The organism is Devosia sp. CAU 1758 (genome assembly GCF_054482695.1).
On sequence record NZ_JBTLRJ010000003.1, the window covers coordinates 530,829 to 544,122 of the forward strand.

At 61.7% G+C, this 13,294-nt stretch carries 17 protein-coding genes, 1 tRNA gene and 1 pseudogene; 10 read left to right on the forward strand and 9 right to left on the reverse strand.

Annotated elements, in window-relative coordinates; all coding sequences use genetic code 11:
- The first annotated feature begins 3 nt into the window (after window positions 1-3).
- Window positions 4-759, forward strand: a complete 756-nt coding sequence (locus ACXYMS_RS12675; RefSeq protein ID WP_458906791.1) for an ABC transporter ATP-binding protein — start codon at window positions 4-6, stop codon at window positions 757-759.
- Window positions 760-1,007: 248 nt separating this feature from the next.
- Here the strand turns inward: ACXYMS_RS12675 and ACXYMS_RS12680 are convergent, their stop codons facing one another.
- From ACXYMS_RS12680 to ACXYMS_RS12700, 5 genes are all read right to left on the reverse strand, one after another.
- Complete coding sequence (locus ACXYMS_RS12680; RefSeq protein ID WP_458906793.1) at window positions 1,008-1,778, reverse strand: LamB/YcsF family protein; 771 nt, start codon at window positions 1,776-1,778, stop codon at window positions 1,008-1,010.
- Window positions 1,775-2,683: a 5-oxoprolinase subunit C family protein gene (locus ACXYMS_RS12685; protein ID WP_458906795.1), complete on the reverse strand. Its 909-nt coding sequence runs from the start codon at window positions 2,681-2,683 to the stop codon at window positions 1,775-1,777. The genes ACXYMS_RS12680 and ACXYMS_RS12685 overlap by 4 nt, the downstream gene beginning before the upstream one ends.
- The gene (locus ACXYMS_RS12690; RefSeq protein ID WP_458906797.1) at window positions 2,680-3,342 is read right to left on the reverse strand and encodes a 5-oxoprolinase subunit B family protein; all 663 of its coding nucleotides are present in this window, start codon (window positions 3,340-3,342) and stop codon (window positions 2,680-2,682) included. The genes ACXYMS_RS12685 and ACXYMS_RS12690 overlap by 4 nt, the downstream gene beginning before the upstream one ends.
- A 131-nt stretch (window positions 3,343-3,473) precedes the next feature.
- Window positions 3,474-3,650, reverse strand: a complete 177-nt coding sequence (locus tag ACXYMS_RS12695; protein ID WP_458906799.1) for a hypothetical protein — start codon at window positions 3,648-3,650, stop codon at window positions 3,474-3,476.
- Between the two features lie 289 nt (window positions 3,651-3,939).
- Window positions 3,940-4,176 (reverse strand): hypothetical protein, encoded by a 237-nt coding sequence (locus tag ACXYMS_RS12700; protein WP_458906800.1) that lies wholly within the window; start codon window positions 4,174-4,176, stop codon window positions 3,940-3,942.
- Between the two features lie 286 nt (window positions 4,177-4,462).
- Between ACXYMS_RS12700 and ACXYMS_RS12705 the strand changes: the two genes are divergently transcribed.
- Complete coding sequence (locus ACXYMS_RS12705) at window positions 4,463-5,182, forward strand: Crp/Fnr family transcriptional regulator (RefSeq protein ID WP_458907019.1); 720 nt, start codon at window positions 4,463-4,465, stop codon at window positions 5,180-5,182.
- Here the strand turns inward: ACXYMS_RS12705 and ACXYMS_RS12710 are convergent.
- A complete protein-coding gene (locus ACXYMS_RS12710) occupies window positions 5,174-5,566 on the reverse strand; it encodes a response regulator (protein ID WP_458906802.1) in 393 nt (130 codons plus the stop codon). The two genes, ACXYMS_RS12705 and ACXYMS_RS12710, sit on opposite strands and share 9 nt — an antisense overlap.
- A 188-nt stretch (window positions 5,567-5,754) precedes the next feature.
- Between ACXYMS_RS12710 and ACXYMS_RS12715 the strand changes: the two genes are divergently transcribed.
- The 5 genes from ACXYMS_RS12715 (at window position 5,755) to ACXYMS_RS12735 (ending at window position 8,793) form a co-directional block, all read left to right on the forward strand.
- On the forward strand, window positions 5,755-6,465 hold the full coding sequence (locus ACXYMS_RS12715; RefSeq protein WP_458906804.1) for a Crp/Fnr family transcriptional regulator: 711 nt from the start codon (window positions 5,755-5,757) through the stop codon (window positions 6,463-6,465).
- A gap of 52 nt (window positions 6,466-6,517) precedes the next feature.
- Window positions 6,518-6,793, forward strand: coding sequence for a hypothetical protein (locus ACXYMS_RS12720; protein ID WP_458906805.1), 276 nt, complete (start codon window positions 6,518-6,520; stop codon window positions 6,791-6,793).
- Window positions 6,794-6,877: 84 nt separating this feature from the next.
- Window positions 6,878-7,771 (forward strand): SDR family oxidoreductase, encoded by an 894-nt coding sequence (locus ACXYMS_RS12725; protein ID WP_458906807.1) that lies wholly within the window; start codon window positions 6,878-6,880, stop codon window positions 7,769-7,771.
- Window positions 7,772-7,781: 10 nt separating this feature from the next.
- Window positions 7,782-8,042, forward strand: coding sequence for a hypothetical protein (locus tag ACXYMS_RS12730; RefSeq protein ID WP_458906808.1), 261 nt, complete (start codon window positions 7,782-7,784; stop codon window positions 8,040-8,042).
- A 364-nt stretch (window positions 8,043-8,406) separates the two neighbouring features.
- Complete coding sequence (locus ACXYMS_RS12735) at window positions 8,407-8,793, forward strand: response regulator (protein WP_458906810.1); 387 nt, start codon at window positions 8,407-8,409, stop codon at window positions 8,791-8,793.
- An 18-nt stretch (window positions 8,794-8,811) separates the two neighbouring features.
- Here ACXYMS_RS12735 and ACXYMS_RS12740 read toward each other — a convergent pair.
- The 3 genes and pseudogenes from ACXYMS_RS12740 to ACXYMS_RS12750 form a co-directional block, all read right to left on the reverse strand.
- Window positions 8,812-8,901: transfer RNA gene (locus ACXYMS_RS12740), tRNA-Ser, on the reverse strand.
- A gap of 65 nt (window positions 8,902-8,966) precedes the next feature.
- Window positions 8,967-9,938 (reverse strand): quinone oxidoreductase family protein, encoded by a 972-nt coding sequence (locus ACXYMS_RS12745; protein WP_458906812.1) that lies wholly within the window; start codon window positions 9,936-9,938, stop codon window positions 8,967-8,969.
- 224 nt (window positions 9,939-10,162) lie between these two features.
- Window positions 10,163-10,882: pseudogene (locus tag ACXYMS_RS12750) on the reverse strand (TerC family protein); the annotation flags it as partial.
- 289 nt (window positions 10,883-11,171) lie between these two features.
- Between ACXYMS_RS12750 and ACXYMS_RS12755 the strand changes: the two are divergent.
- The 3 genes from ACXYMS_RS12755 to ACXYMS_RS12765 are packed head-to-tail and all read left to right on the forward strand — an operon-like array spanning window position 11,172 to window position 13,254.
- Complete coding sequence (locus ACXYMS_RS12755) at window positions 11,172-11,624, forward strand: YeeE/YedE family protein (RefSeq protein WP_458906813.1); 453 nt, start codon at window positions 11,172-11,174, stop codon at window positions 11,622-11,624.
- Window positions 11,624-12,097, forward strand: a complete 474-nt coding sequence (locus ACXYMS_RS12760) for a DUF6691 family protein (protein ID WP_458906815.1) — start codon at window positions 11,624-11,626, stop codon at window positions 12,095-12,097. Before ACXYMS_RS12755 ends, ACXYMS_RS12760 begins: the two co-directional genes overlap by 1 nt.
- Window positions 12,094-13,254: an FAD-dependent monooxygenase gene (locus ACXYMS_RS12765; protein ID WP_458906816.1), complete on the forward strand. Its 1,161-nt coding sequence runs from the start codon at window positions 12,094-12,096 to the stop codon at window positions 13,252-13,254. The genes ACXYMS_RS12760 and ACXYMS_RS12765 overlap by 4 nt, the downstream gene beginning before the upstream one ends.
- The last annotated feature ends 40 nt before the right edge of the window (window positions 13,255-13,294 follow it).

A 13,294-nucleotide genomic window follows, 5' to 3' on the forward strand; every position in this document is an offset into this window, starting at 1 on the left:
GCCATGCAAACTGAAACCGTTGCCGGCAGCCACGCCGCTGCCATGGAAACCACAAGACCCTTTTTCTCCATTCGCGACCTGCACGCCTATTACGGCGAAAGCTACATCGTTCAGGGTATCTCGCTGGACGTTCGCAAGGGGGAAATCCTGGCACTGCTTGGTCGCAACGGCGCCGGCAAGACCTCGACCCTGCGCGCCATCGCCCGAACCGACAATCCGCAGATGCGCCAGGGCGAAATCTGGCTGGACGATCAGCCGATCCATGCCATGAAAAGCTTCGAGGCAGCCCGTGCCGGCATCCAGCTGGTGCCGGAAGACCGGCGCATCATCCAGGGCCTAACAGTCGAGGAAAATATCGCCTTGGCCAAGGTGGCGCCCGGCGATGGCTGGGGCCTCGAGCAGATTTACGAGAGCTTTCCGCGCCTCGCCGAACGGCGCAAGCAGGATGGCGTGACACTGTCGGGTGGCGAGCAGCAGATGCTGGCAATCGCCCGCGCCCTGGCACGGGACCTCAAGCTACTGCTGCTCGACGAACCCTATGAAGGCCTGGCCCCAGTCATCGTGCATGAGATCGAGCGTATTCTGCACTCGATCAAGCCGTTGGGCATCACCACCATCATCGTCGAGCAGAACGCCGTGGCCGCGCTGAAGCTGGCCGACCGCGCCGTCATCCTCGACACCGGTGAAGTGGCCTTCTCCGGCGCGGCCAAGGAAGTGCTGGATAACGCCGAGCTGCGCCACGAATACCTGGCTATCTGAACACGGTCGCCCACGCAGCCGCAACGCATACCCTGGGTCCTTTGGGTTTCAAGGCATGATGCCGACTCACCCTCTCCCCCCTGAAGGTCCCAGGGTACTTCGAAGACGGTCCGCTTTGCGGATGAAAAGCTCCAGTGGAGCTTTTCAAGTCGAGAAGGCCACGAGAGCTATGCTTGGGTGGCACGAAATCGCGGAACCCCAAAAAGCCAAGCTCGAATGGCACGACGTGGCTCTCCCGCCCTGCCCCGCTATATCTCCGTCGCCGCCTCCACCTCCGGTTCCGCCGGCCCAATCTCGATCCCCTCGCCCTCCAGCGCATCGCGCACCTCGCGGGCCAGGTCGACCGCACCCGGCGTATCTCCATGCAGGCATATCGAGCGCGCTGCGGACTTCAGCACTGCCCCGTCCACGGCCACGATCTCCCCGCACCGCGCGAGCCTCAGGCAACGCTCGATGACCAGTTCCGGATCATGGATGACGGCCCCGTCTTCCGCCCGCGGAACCAGCAGGCCCTCCCGCGTGTACGCCCGGTCGGCATAGGCCTCCCGGATCAAAGACAGCCCAACGGCCTTGGCCGCCCGCACTTGCTGGCTGTTGTCCAGCGCCAGCACCGCCATGCGCGGGTCCATCGCCTGTATGCTGGAGAATATGCCCACGGCAAAAGCAAGCTCCTCGGCAGTCTGGTTTGCGAGCGCCCCGTGCAGCTTTACATAAGCGAGCGGCACCTCCACCTCGTCGGCAATATGGCGGACTAGAAACAACTGGCCCCTGATCTGCCCAAGCAATTGCTCCAGCGGCATGACCAGCCGGAAACGGCCAAAACGCTTGGGGTCGGCATAGCCCGGATGAGCGCCGGCACGGACTCCGCGCGCCTTGCACATCTTGAGAATCCGCCGGATCGTTGCCGCGTCGCCTGCATGCCCGCCGCAGGCAATTGAGGCACTGGAAACGATGTGCAGAAGGTCGTCATCTGTGCCCATGCCCTCGCCAAGGTCGGCATTTAGGTCGATACTGGTCATGGCTGGCGGCTCCCCAACAGACGCTGCGCATGCTCCACGCTTACGGGCGTAAAGGCAATCGGTTGCCCAGCCCTGATCTGCGCAAATCTGTCGAGGTCTGCCGTGACGATGGTTCCGATCCGCGGATAGCCGCCGGTTGGCTGGTGGTCCCGCATCAGCACGATGGGCGTGCCATCCCCCAAAATCTGGATGTCACCCGGCAGGATCGGGTCGGAAACCAGCGACAGGATGCTGGCACCGGCAAAGACCCCGGCCCTATCCACTAGGCGAACGCCCATGCGATCCATCATCGGGCTGACCCGAAATTCGGCTTCCGTGAAGGTCTGTCGAAGCTGGGGCGAGAAATATTCAGCATGCAGTCCCCAGGTGAACCGTATCGGTCCATCCGCCATCGCCATCGCCACCAAGCCGGTCTGCGCGCCGATCCCACCCCGGCCGACGAATGTCAGCACATCGCCCGCAACAAGCGCCCGACCACCATGGCCGCCCAGTTTCGCCCGCGTGCTGGTGGCGTGGCTGCCCATGACCGGATTCAAGTCCAGCCTGGGCCCGAACCGCAAATAACCGTAATTACCGGCGGGCCCCGGCGTGATCGACACCACATCCCCGGCCCGTAGGACCGCATTGCCGGGCCATAGCTGTGCAGCGCCATTGATGGCCACGCTGAACTGTCCGCCGGCCCAGCCGGTCGGCAGATCACCCAGCTCAAGCCTGAAGTCGATGCCGGCCCGGGTGATCTCGATACCGGCTTCCCCGGCCGCGCCGGTCAACATACCAGCCAGCGCATGCGCGCTCAGGTCCATTGGTCCGGAGGCGCTGATGCCATGCGCCAGCAACCCCGGCCGCCCCAGGTCCTGAATTGTGCAGAGCGGGCTAGCCCTGAGGACCCTCAATTGCGCGGTCATCCGGCTGCCTCGAACCGCACCGTGTCGCCAGCCCGCAACAATGTGGGTAGATGGGACTCGGGCTTGAAATTGCGAAAATCGGTGCTCCCGATCACATGCCATCCGGTTGGAATATCGGTCGCGGCAATGGCCGTTTGCCCGGCTGCGAACAGCACGCTTCCGGCTGGCACCATGGACCGCACCTCGGCCCGGCGGGGCAGGACCATGCTTTCGGGATGAAAGCCGCAATAGACGAAACCGGGCGCAAAGCCGGTGGCGAGCACCCGCAACGGCGCCGCATTGTGCATCGCCACAAAGCGCTGCTTGCCGATCCCTAGCCTTGATGAAACTTCACTCAGATCCGGTCCCTCGAATCGGACGGGGATGTCATGAATGGCGGAACTCGCCGCCGGACCAGCAGCGCCCAAGCGCAGCCCTATCTCTCCCGAAAGCCGCACAAGGTCAATCCGGTTAGGAGCATAGCGGACCAGAACCGAGATTAGGCTCGGCACCACCTCGATCACGCCAACAATGGGATCGCTGGCTAGCCTGAAAGCGAGCGACAGCGCGGCTCGATTGGCACTGTCATCCAGCTTGCTGCCGAACCGCACCACCAAAGCATGATCGCCCAGCGGCGCGATTTCCGGCCTGTAGACAAGGCCGCGTTCCATTCCGCTCATCAGCCCACGACCTTCCGCTATCGGAACGCAGTCCTTTAGGCTGGATCGCGTTCCGTCTAGCGCTCAGTGACCGGCACGCCCGGCAGGGCGCCGCAAGACGGCGCAATAGCGTTGTTAAAGTCGGTTTTCAATCAGTTTGGGTCGCGACCCTCCTGCTCAACTACCGCCTCGAACAGGGTGCGGGCCTGCCCCGGACCGATGGCCTCTATAGCCACGGCCGCGATGGCAGCAAACAATTCCGCGATTTCCTGGGGATCGGTGATCTCGGCGTCGTCTTCGTCGGCGTCGGCGTTGATCAGGGTAAACATGAGGAACGCGCCTCCACTACGGAGCGGGATGCGGACGTAGGTACAAATTCCGCAGAAGCCCGCGACCACAATAGTCTGGAGCCAGGCTGGCCCCAGACGAGCCTACGAGTCTGAGTGTGCGGCGATTCCTGTTACCGTTTAAATAACGGAATGTTCCATCACGGGTCAGAACCGTGCTTGTCCGTCAGGACAGCATCGCTTACGCTTCGCCCGCTTTCACCAAACTGTCACACTTGATCGAAATGTAGGCTGGCCAATGGCCTGCTAAATGACGGTCGCGGAACCGTTCTCAGGACGATTCGCCCTCCAAGCCGTCCAGCCAGGTTTCGATTTCGTCCAGCGATGCCGAAAATGGCTTGGGCACGTCCCCGAAGACAATATTGAAACTGGCGTCCTCGCGTACGGCATGGCCCCCTGGCTGGCCCAGCGTCTTGATCTTGTCCGAAGTCAGGATGGTCAGGCCATGTCGGGCCGCCACCCGTTTCATGCGCCGCATGCGCGAAGCGTCAAATTCTTTGCGGCTCATGGTTCACCCCACACAAATTGTCGTGGCCATCTATCCGAAGGCTCGCTCGCCTACAATATTTCAATTGTAGCCAGCATCAAAGTTCGTCGGCCCGCCCAGCGCCGATTGTCCCGAAAGCCGCCGCATCGCGCTTGGTCTGCTAGCGTACACAACTGGCAACATTGGCGATTGCGCGTTGCAATGGGGGGTAGCTTTGCTAGCGTCCAACCACCGTTTGCTGGGGATCATGGGCGTAGGCGGTCTGGAGCAGAGGCGCTCTTGCCCATAGGACAAGGGCGCATTGCGTGTGATCTCTCGACCCGACGTAAGGAACCTGCTCCTGGCAGCGATTCCGGAAGACGACTTTTCGGAACTGAGCAGGCACCTCGAACCCCTCGACCTGCCCAAGGACTTCAGGATGTCGGAAATCGGGCGGCCGATGCCCTATGCCTATTTTCCTGAAGCCGGAATAGGCTCCGTCGTTTTCCGTTCGCCCGAGGGCCAGAGCGTTGAGGCCGGAATATTTGGGCGTGACGGATTCGGGCCTACTGCCATTTCAGCGCAAGTCGACAGATGCCCCTGCGATATCTTCATGCAGGTATCCGGTCACGGTTTCCGGATCGAGACCCGCGTCCTGCGCCAGATGATGGCGCAAAATGCCGCCATCCAGCAGGTGATCCAGCTTTCGGTCTATCTGCAGGGGGTCCAGACGTCCCATACTGCGCTGTCCAACGCTGTTCACCACGTCAATGAGCGGCTGGCTCGATGGCTGCTGATGTGTCACGACCGGTGGGACAGCGACGAAATTCCGATCACGCACGAATTCATATCGCTTATGCTTGCGGTGCGTCGGCCCAGCGTTACTACGGCACTGCACGTGCTGGAAGGCAATCACCTGATCAAGGCGGAGCGTGGCAACATCACCATCCGCGACCGGACCTCTCTGGAAGAATTCGCCGCCGACGCCTATGGCGCGCCCGAGAATGAGTATCGCCGGTTACTGGGTGTCTCTCCGAGACTAAGCTAGGGAGCACGATCCCGGAACTTGCCGTTCACCACGGACTCCACCACTTTCCAGCGCCTCGCGGAGATCGTCGAGGGTAAAGGGCTTATTCAGCACGGGCTGGCCATCAGAGAAATTGCCATAGGCGTCCGGCGAAAACCCGGTTGTAAAGATTACGCGAATACCACGATCTTTACACGCAGCCGCAACCGCCAAACTTGTATTCGCTCCTAGCTTCACGTCCAATATAGCGATATCTGGCGTCGTGCATTCCAGCAACGCGACGGCGTCCGCTTCGGAGAACGCGCAGCCGGCCACCACCAGGCCCAAATCCTCAGCCATCTGCTCAACCATCATCAGGATGAGAGGTTCATCCTCGACAATAATGACGCTCTGACGCTGTGTCATCCGCTCCTCTCCGCAAAGGTGGATAAGCGGCAGATTACACATCTCGGGAGGTGATTGGAGTTTGGTCATCTGGCGTACAGTGGAACCAGGGGGCCAAATGGGGTATGGTCCAGCATCGTTCGCTGAATGATCCGGGCGCGAACGGCTGAGAGATGCAATGCGCTCTTGCCCCACCAGGGGAGAGCGCAATGATACAAAATCTCCAATATGCCAACAAACTTTTGCAATCCCTGCCCGAGGCTGACCTGCGGCACTTGAGCCCGTTTCTCGAGCCCGTCAGTCTCGACAAGGACAAGCAGTTGGCTCTGGCCAACCAGCCGATTGAGCATGTCTATTTCCCTGAGAGCGGCGTCGGTTCCATCGTCGCCGGCACTCCAGAGGGACATGAAGCCGAAGCTGGACTGTTCGGGCGCGAAGGTTTCGGCCCGATCTCCCCTGCCCTTGGAATCGACAGATCGCCGTTCGACGTTTTTGTGCAGATACCAGGAGAAGGCTACAGGCTGCCTATCACCGTGTTCAACGAACACATGCTGGCCAACGCGGACATCGCGCAGAAGCTGCGCGCCTTTGCGCATGTCATGAATGTACAGATGACCTGTACCGGACTGTCCAATGCTGTCCATCAGGTCGATGAACGCCTCGCGCGATGGCTGCTGATGTGTCACGACCGGGGCGATGGCGATGAAATCGTGCTCACCCACGAGTTTCTATCCCTAATGCTCGCCGTGCGGCGGCCTAGCGTTACCACTGCGCTGCACACTCTTGAAGGTAACCACTTTATCACAGCGCAGCGTGGACACATTACCATGCGCAACCGCGACAAGTTGGAGGAGTTTGCGGTGGACACCTATGGGAAACCCGAGTCAGAGTATCGCCGACTGCTCGGACCCATGCGTTAGTCTAATTTGCGCTGCACCTGGCAACGGTTTGAAAAATGCGACGTTGCCTGCCATGGTCTCTATCGAAAAACTGTCTGTAACCGTCAAACTGGGCAGCGTGCCCGAAGAAGGCGTACTGTTATTAGCCGGCAATGAGTTACTGGCGCTGCTGGTTCGGCTTGAAACGTCCCTCTATGCCAACGATCCCGAGATTGCGGGTAAGTGGTCTCTGGAGATCGGCTTCGGGGCCTGCGCGATCCGTAATGAGACACTGCTTTTCGACACCCTGGATGACGCCGTGGCCTGGACAGTGCACCGAGTGTCCGGCCGTAGCCGAGACGTCATCTGATCAAGAACCTCGACACTCCTGGATAAATGGAGGGAACGCGATCCCGGCTGGCGCATTGGCCCTGCGACCATACCGGAGGCCACAATGCCAGATCGCTTCACGCTTCAGGACCCCAGACACCAATATCCCGCGCCGCCCTTTCCCAGGCAGCCGCAGTCGCCTCCCGGACTGGTCGGCGACATGCGGCCAACCCCGGACCATGGCGAAGAGAGTTATGCCGGATTTGGTCGTCTGACCTGTCGCAAAGCGCTGATCACCGGCGGAGACTCCGGTATCGGGCGCGCCGTGGCTATTGCCTTTGCGCGGGAAGGCGCCGATGTCGCCATTAATTTCCTTCCTGCCGAGCAGGAGGATGCCCAGGACGTCATCAGCCTGATCGAAGCGGCTGGAACCCAGGGTTTTGCCCTTCCCGGCGATGTTTCCGACGAGAGCTTTTGCCGCGACCTTGTTGCAGCGGCGGTTGAAAAGCTCGGCGGCCTCGACATCCTCGTCATCAATGCCGGGCGCCAGCAGACCCGGCCGTCCATCGCCGAAGTCACCTCGGATGATTTCGACAAGACCATGAAGACCAATCTTTATGCCCTGCATTGGCTGGCCCAGGCTGCGGTACCGCACCTTCCGCCTGGGGCGTCAGTGATCACCACAGCGTCCATACAGGCCTTCGAGCCTTCAGCGCACTTGCTCGACTATGCCACCACCAAGGCGGGCATCGTGGCATATACCAAGGCGCTGGCTGAACAGTTGATCGAGAAGGGCATTCGGGCAAATACCGTGGCCCCCGGCCCGTTCTGGACCCCGCTGCAACCCAGCGGCGGCCAGACCCAGGAAAAAGTCGAGACTTTCGGCCAGCAGAGCGCCTTTGGCCGCCCCGGCCAGCCTGTGGAACTGGCGCCGGTCTATGTGCTGCTGGCATCCCAGGAAGGCAGTTATATCACCGGTGAAGTTTTTGGCGTCACCGGCGGCAAGGGCGTGGTCTAGGAGGCGCGATATGAGCCGGGAAATCAATGGCGAGCAACTGCGTGCTGACATCGACTCCGGTCGGACCGGCGACAAGGTCGATTTTCCCGATCCCGCGGCCGCGCCCCTGGCCACCGATGCGGAAGCTGGTGGGCAAGGCACCGTTTTTTCGTCGGAGCGGCGCCCGGATCAGCACAAGCGATCAGGGCCGGCGGGTTTCTGGATTTATCTTGGTCTTGTCCTGGCGATTGGTGCGGCGGCCGTGGTCTTGATCCAGCTAGCGCTGCAATAGCAGCGTACCCGACTAGGCATCGAGGGGAACACAATGGCGAAAATCACCTTTGACGTCATCGAGCGCGAAGGCGGCGTCGCCTACTGTGTCGGACCCCACAGTGTTCGCTACAGAGCCTGACCATGTTGAGACCGTTTCGGCTCTGCCAGCAGACACGGCAGACCAGGTTACTCGTCGTCCCGCCCCCAAACACCCTGATCTCAAGGGCCAGTTCAGCATCGCATTCGGGTTATTCCGCTTCTCGGCAGCCAATCGGCCGGCCCTTTCCAGTTGCTGGAGATGTCCGGCGCCCAAACTAACTACTGCGACAATGGAACAATTGCGCCCCGCACACGCTGTTGATGCAGCTACCTGGGAGTGAATAGTGGAAAAGGTTACCATCCTTGTCGTGGAAGACGAGGTGCTGGTCTGTGTGGAGCTGGAGGAGGCACTACGGGAGGCTGGCTATGAAATCGTGTCGGCACACAACGGGACTGCCGGTCTCCAACGGGCAGAAGAGCTGTCCACGTCATCGAGCGGCATCGTCACCGACATCCGGATCGGCGCCGGTCCCGATGGCTGGGCAATAGCCCACCGGGCGCGCGAACTGAACCCTCAGATTGCCGTGGTTTACATGAGCGGCGACAGTGCAGCGGACTGGGCCGCGAATGGCGTACCGAACAGCCAGATGATACAAAAGCCCTTTGCCACAGCGCAGATAGTGACGGCCATTTCCGAACTGATCAACAAGGCCAATACGCAGAAATTGTGACGGTCGCAGTTGAATATCTGGCGGGCAGGGAGGGATTCGAACCCCCGGAAGGCTTGCACCTTCGCCGGTTTTCAAGACCGGAGCAATCAACCGCTCTGCCACCTGCCCTTAACCAGTGCCTTTACCGGCGACGGAGCGGCCTGTCCAGAGGCCGCAGCGCCCGAAATGTGCGCCTAGGGCAGCAGCACTACCGACCCGGTCGTCTCCCGCCCCTCCAGTGCCCGATGCGCCTTGGCGGCCTCGGCCAGTGGATAGGTCCGCCCGATCTCGACCTTGACATCGCCCGACAGCACCGCGTCGAATAGCACCTTGGCGCCTTCAATCAGGTTTTCGCGCTTGGGAAAATAATGCGTTCCAGTCGGCCGGGTCACATAGAGCGACCCCTTGCGGGCCAGGATGCCAAGGTCCGGCATGCTCACCACGCCCGAGGCATTTCCGAAGCTGGCAAGCAGGCCCCGTGGCCTCAGGCAGTCGAGGGAGCCCTCGAACGTGGACTTGCCCACGCCGTCATAGACCACATCGACCCCCCTGCCCCCGGTGAATTCTTTCACCAGTGTCGGAAAGTCTTCCGCCTTGTAGTCAATGACGTGATGACACCCGTGGTCGAGCGCCTTCTGCACCTTCTCCGGCCCTCCTGCCGTGCCGATCACCGTCGCGCCCAGCGCCCGGGCCCATTGGGTAGCGATCAATCCGGTGCCGCCCGCAGCGGCGTGCCAGAGGATGGTCTCTCCCTTCTGCACCGGCCAGGTCTTGAACAGCAGGTAATAGGCCGTCAGCCCCTTGAGCATGATCGCTGCCGCTATGCGGTCATCAATGCCATCGGGAATGGGCACAAGCTTTTCCACCGGCGCCAGTCGTTCCTCGGCATAGGCCCCGGGCGTGCCCTGGTAGCACACCCGGTCACCGATTTTGACTGCCGTGACATCCTCGCCCACCGCAACCACCACGCCCGCACCCTCATTGCCGCCCACGAAAGGCAGCGGCAACGGATAGAGGCCAGAACGCTGATAGGTATCGATGAAGTTGAGCCCGATGGCGGTCTGGCGCACCCGCGCCTGTCCCGGTCCAGGCTCGCCGACTGGCCAGCGCTCAATGGAAAGGACGTCTGGGCCGCCAGTCTCGTTTACGGCGATAACGCGGGTCATTTCGGCGCCTTGGGCTTGCGTGGTGCCGACTTGGGTCTGGCCTGTGCCTTGCTGGCCGGATTGGCCTTCGCCCGCGGCTTGGCAGTCGCGCCCGTGCTGGGTAGAGGCGCAGCAGTTGGTGCGGGCTTGCCGCCCATGGCCGACATGGCGGCAGCCGACGACACAGATCCGGTATCACCGGTAAAAGGGGTGAACTCGGCCTTGTGCGCCTTGCCCCCCGCCAATCTGATTTTGCGATTCTTGGCAAAAATGTTGACGGCCTCGACCAGCACCGAGAAGGCCATGGCCGAATAGATATAACCCTTGGGAATGTGGAAACCGAGGCCATCTGCCACCAGCGTCACGCCAATCAGGAGCAGGAAGGCCAGCGCCAGCATTTTCGTGGTCGGGTGATCGGCCACAAACTTGGCGATCGGGCCCGATGCAAAGAACATCACCGCGACAGCCACCAGCACCGCCGCAATCATGACCGCGACCTGGTCGGCCGGCACCATGCCAACCGCAGTGATGATCGAATCGATGGAGAACACCATGTCGATGATGACGATCTGCACCAGAATCGCCTGCAGGCCCACCTTGGCAGCCTCGGCCAGACCGACTTCATGCGGCTCTTCGATGGCCGCATGCATTTCATGGGTGGCCTTGTAGATCAGGAAGCCACCCCCAGCGATCAGGATGAGGTCTTTCCAGGAAAAGCCATGGCCGAACGCCTCGAAGACCGGGTCCTGCAATTGCACGATCACACTGATCAGCAGGAGCAGGAGAATGCGGAACACTAGCGCCAGCCCGATGCCTAGCTTGCGGGCAAACTCGGCCTGTTCGCGCGGCAGGCGGGAGACCAGCACCGAGATGAAGACGATATTGTCGATACCCAGAACGATCTCCATGACCGTCAGGGTAGCGAAGGCGATCCACACATTGGGATCGGCCAGGAGTTCAAGCATCTTCAGCTCCATAGGTGCGAGTCTTAGCTTCGAGACAATCTAGAGCGTTTCCAGCAAAAGTGGCAACGGCTTTGCGGTTCGGAGACGCGATGAAACAAGGGCTTAACTCATCTCCTCGTTTATAAAGCGGTGAGGTGACCGAAAAAGGTGATGCTGCGCGGTGAAGGGCGCAAGTGCAGCTTTCTGGCCCCTTTGTCATCAAATCGAATGCGCTTCCTTCTGCCGTGCTGGTATCACCGCATTAGCCGGTGCTACGCTCCGCACTTGTTCCCCATGCGAGACAGCAAATATGGAAGCCTTTTCCCCCTTCACCGCCACCTTGGGAGGCGTACTGATCGGCTTGGCCTCGGCCGTGCTTTGGCTGGGCAATGGCCGCATCGCTGGCATTTCGGGCATTTTCGGCCAATTGCTGCCACCGGCCCAAACGGTGGTCTGGCGCATTGTCTTCCTCGTCTCGCTCGTTGGCGCCACGGCCCTCGCCGCGCTGGCGTTCCCGCAGATCGGAGTCGGCGGCGTGGCCCCCGCCCAACTCGCTTCCCCGCCTGTGGCCTGGTCGATTCCCATGCCGATATGGTTGATTGCCGCCGGCCTGCTCACCGGCCTGGGCACCAAGATCGGCAATGGCTGCACCTCGGGTCATGGCGTCTGCGGTCTGGCCCGACTGTCGCTGCGCTCTCTGGCGGCCGTCGCGGTGTTCTTCTCGGTAGCCATTCTCACCGTCACCATTACGGGAATTGTCTGATGGTCATGCTCAAGCTTCCCTATCTTGCCACCGCGGCCCTCAGCGGTGCGTTGTTCGGAGCGGGTCTCTACGTGTCGCAAATGGTCGACCCCCTCAAGGTCCTGCGCTTTCTCGACTTCACCGCCATACCGGCCGGCGGCTGGGATCCAAGCCTTGCCTTTGTCATCGTGCCGGCCATTCTGGTCATGTTCATCGCAGTGCGCATCGGTCGCGGCCGCGCCGCGCCGCTCTTCGACACCGGTTTCCATGAATCTGAGTACAGGAAGATCGATCGGCGCCTCATTGCCGGCGCCGCCCTGTTCGGTCTTGGCTGGGGCATGTCCGGCATCTGCCCGGGCCCGGCGATCTCGCTTATCGCCTTCCAACCCGACGGCCTGTGGATTTTCCTTGTAGCCATGTTTGCCGGCTCGTTCGCGGGCAGTCTGATCCTGCCCAGTGGCCACCAGCGCCGCCTCGCGGATGCCGCTGCATGAGCCAGGATGCAGATATCATCGTAGTCGGCGGTGGTCTCGCCGGGCTGGCTGCCGCAGTCAGCCTGGCCCGCGCCTGCATCGACATCATCCACCTCGCGCCCGCCGCGCCGCCGGATCGCCGGACCTCGGCGCTGATGACGCCCAGTGTCGAGTTCCTGCGCGACAACGGCCTCATCGACAATCCCGCCACCATCGGGCACGCCCTCACCGCCATTCGCATCATCGATGCCACGCCCCGGTTGATCCGTGCGCCCGAAACTCAGTTCGACGCTCGCGAGGTGGGTCTGGACGCCTTTGGTTGGAACTTTTCCAATGCCGCTCTGCTCGCGCGCTTCCAGGACGCGGCGCCACAGTCCGGCCTCGAAACCCGAAACGCACCGGTCACCGCTTACCACCGCGAGGACGCACTCGGGGTGGTTGTGCTTTCCGACGGAGCGGAACTGCGCGCGCCTCTGGTCGTCGGCGCCGACGGCAAGAAATCCTTGATTCGCGCTGCCGCTGGCATCGCCACGCGCGAACATCACTTCAACGAGGCGGCCCTGGTTTGCGACCTCGAACTGGCCCGCCCTATCGGCGGCGCGTCGATTGAGTTCCACTATCCCCACGGCCCCTTCACGCTGGTTCCAGCCGGTGGCAATCGGGCAAACCTGGTCTGGATCGATGAGGAGCCGCTCCTGCGCCAGACCCAGGCAGCCGGTCCCGAGGCCTTGCTTTCGGCCCTGCACGAGCGATCTCAGCGCCTGTTCGGCGCCATCGCCTTGGCCTCCCCAAGCTTCGTCTTTCCACTCTCCACGCTCAATGTCGACATTGCGGGCAAGGATGGCGTGGCTCTGGTGGGTGAATCAGCCCACGCCTTTCCGCCCATCGGCGCCCAGGGCCTCAATCTCGGCTTGCGTGACGTTGCCGATCTTCTGGCGTCCGTCACTGCCGCGGATCGCACCAATTCGTCCTGGGGCCTGGCGGCAAGCGCAGATTATGCAGCACGCCGCTCTGGTGACCTGGCACGCACCGGGGGCATGGTCAATACGCTTTTCCGCTCGCTTCTTGCGGATATGCTGCCTGGCCAGGCCATTAGGGCTGGCGGCCTCTGGGCTCTTAAACTATTGCCGCCGTTGCGGCGTCAGGCCTTTGCCCTGGGCATGGGCGAGCGGTCCTGACCCCCAAAATCAAAAAGGGCGCAGTCGCCTGCGCCCTTTC

Bases quoted from the DNA above. Each gene is read 5' to 3' on its own strand.
- ACXYMS_RS12675 (WP_458906791.1), top strand. From the start codon at position 4: ATGCAAACTGAAACCGTTGCCGGCAGCCACGCCGCTGCCATGGAAACC.
- ACXYMS_RS12680 (WP_458906793.1), bottom strand. From the start codon at position 1,778: ATGACCAGTATCGACCTAAATGCCGACCTTGGCGAGGGCATGGGCACA.
- ACXYMS_RS12685 (WP_458906795.1), bottom strand. From the start codon at position 2,683: ATGACCGCGCAATTGAGGGTCCTCAGGGCTAGCCCGCTCTGCACAATT.
- ACXYMS_RS12690 (WP_458906797.1), bottom strand. From the start codon at position 3,342: ATGAGCGGAATGGAACGCGGCCTTGTCTACAGGCCGGAAATCGCGCCG.
- ACXYMS_RS12695 (WP_458906799.1), bottom strand. From the start codon at position 3,650: ATGTTTACCCTGATCAACGCCGACGCCGACGAAGACGACGCCGAGATC.
- ACXYMS_RS12700 (WP_458906800.1), bottom strand. From the start codon at position 4,176: ATGAGCCGCAAAGAATTTGACGCTTCGCGCATGCGGCGCATGAAACGG.
- ACXYMS_RS12710 (WP_458906802.1), bottom strand. From the start codon at position 5,566: ATGACACAGCGTCAGAGCGTCATTATTGTCGAGGATGAACCTCTCATC.
- ACXYMS_RS12715 (WP_458906804.1), top strand. From the start codon at position 5,755: ATGATACAAAATCTCCAATATGCCAACAAACTTTTGCAATCCCTGCCC.
- ACXYMS_RS12720 (WP_458906805.1), top strand. From the start codon at position 6,518: ATGGTCTCTATCGAAAAACTGTCTGTAACCGTCAAACTGGGCAGCGTG.
- ACXYMS_RS12725 (WP_458906807.1), top strand. From the start codon at position 6,878: ATGCCAGATCGCTTCACGCTTCAGGACCCCAGACACCAATATCCCGCG.
- ACXYMS_RS12730 (WP_458906808.1), top strand. From the start codon at position 7,782: ATGAGCCGGGAAATCAATGGCGAGCAACTGCGTGCTGACATCGACTCC.
- ACXYMS_RS12745 (WP_458906812.1), bottom strand. From the start codon at position 9,938: ATGACCCGCGTTATCGCCGTAAACGAGACTGGCGGCCCAGACGTCCTT.
- ACXYMS_RS12755 (WP_458906813.1), top strand. From the start codon at position 11,172: ATGGAAGCCTTTTCCCCCTTCACCGCCACCTTGGGAGGCGTACTGATC.
- ACXYMS_RS12760 (WP_458906815.1), top strand. From the start codon at position 11,624: ATGGTCATGCTCAAGCTTCCCTATCTTGCCACCGCGGCCCTCAGCGGT.
- ACXYMS_RS12765 (WP_458906816.1), top strand. From the start codon at position 12,094: ATGAGCCAGGATGCAGATATCATCGTAGTCGGCGGTGGTCTCGCCGGG.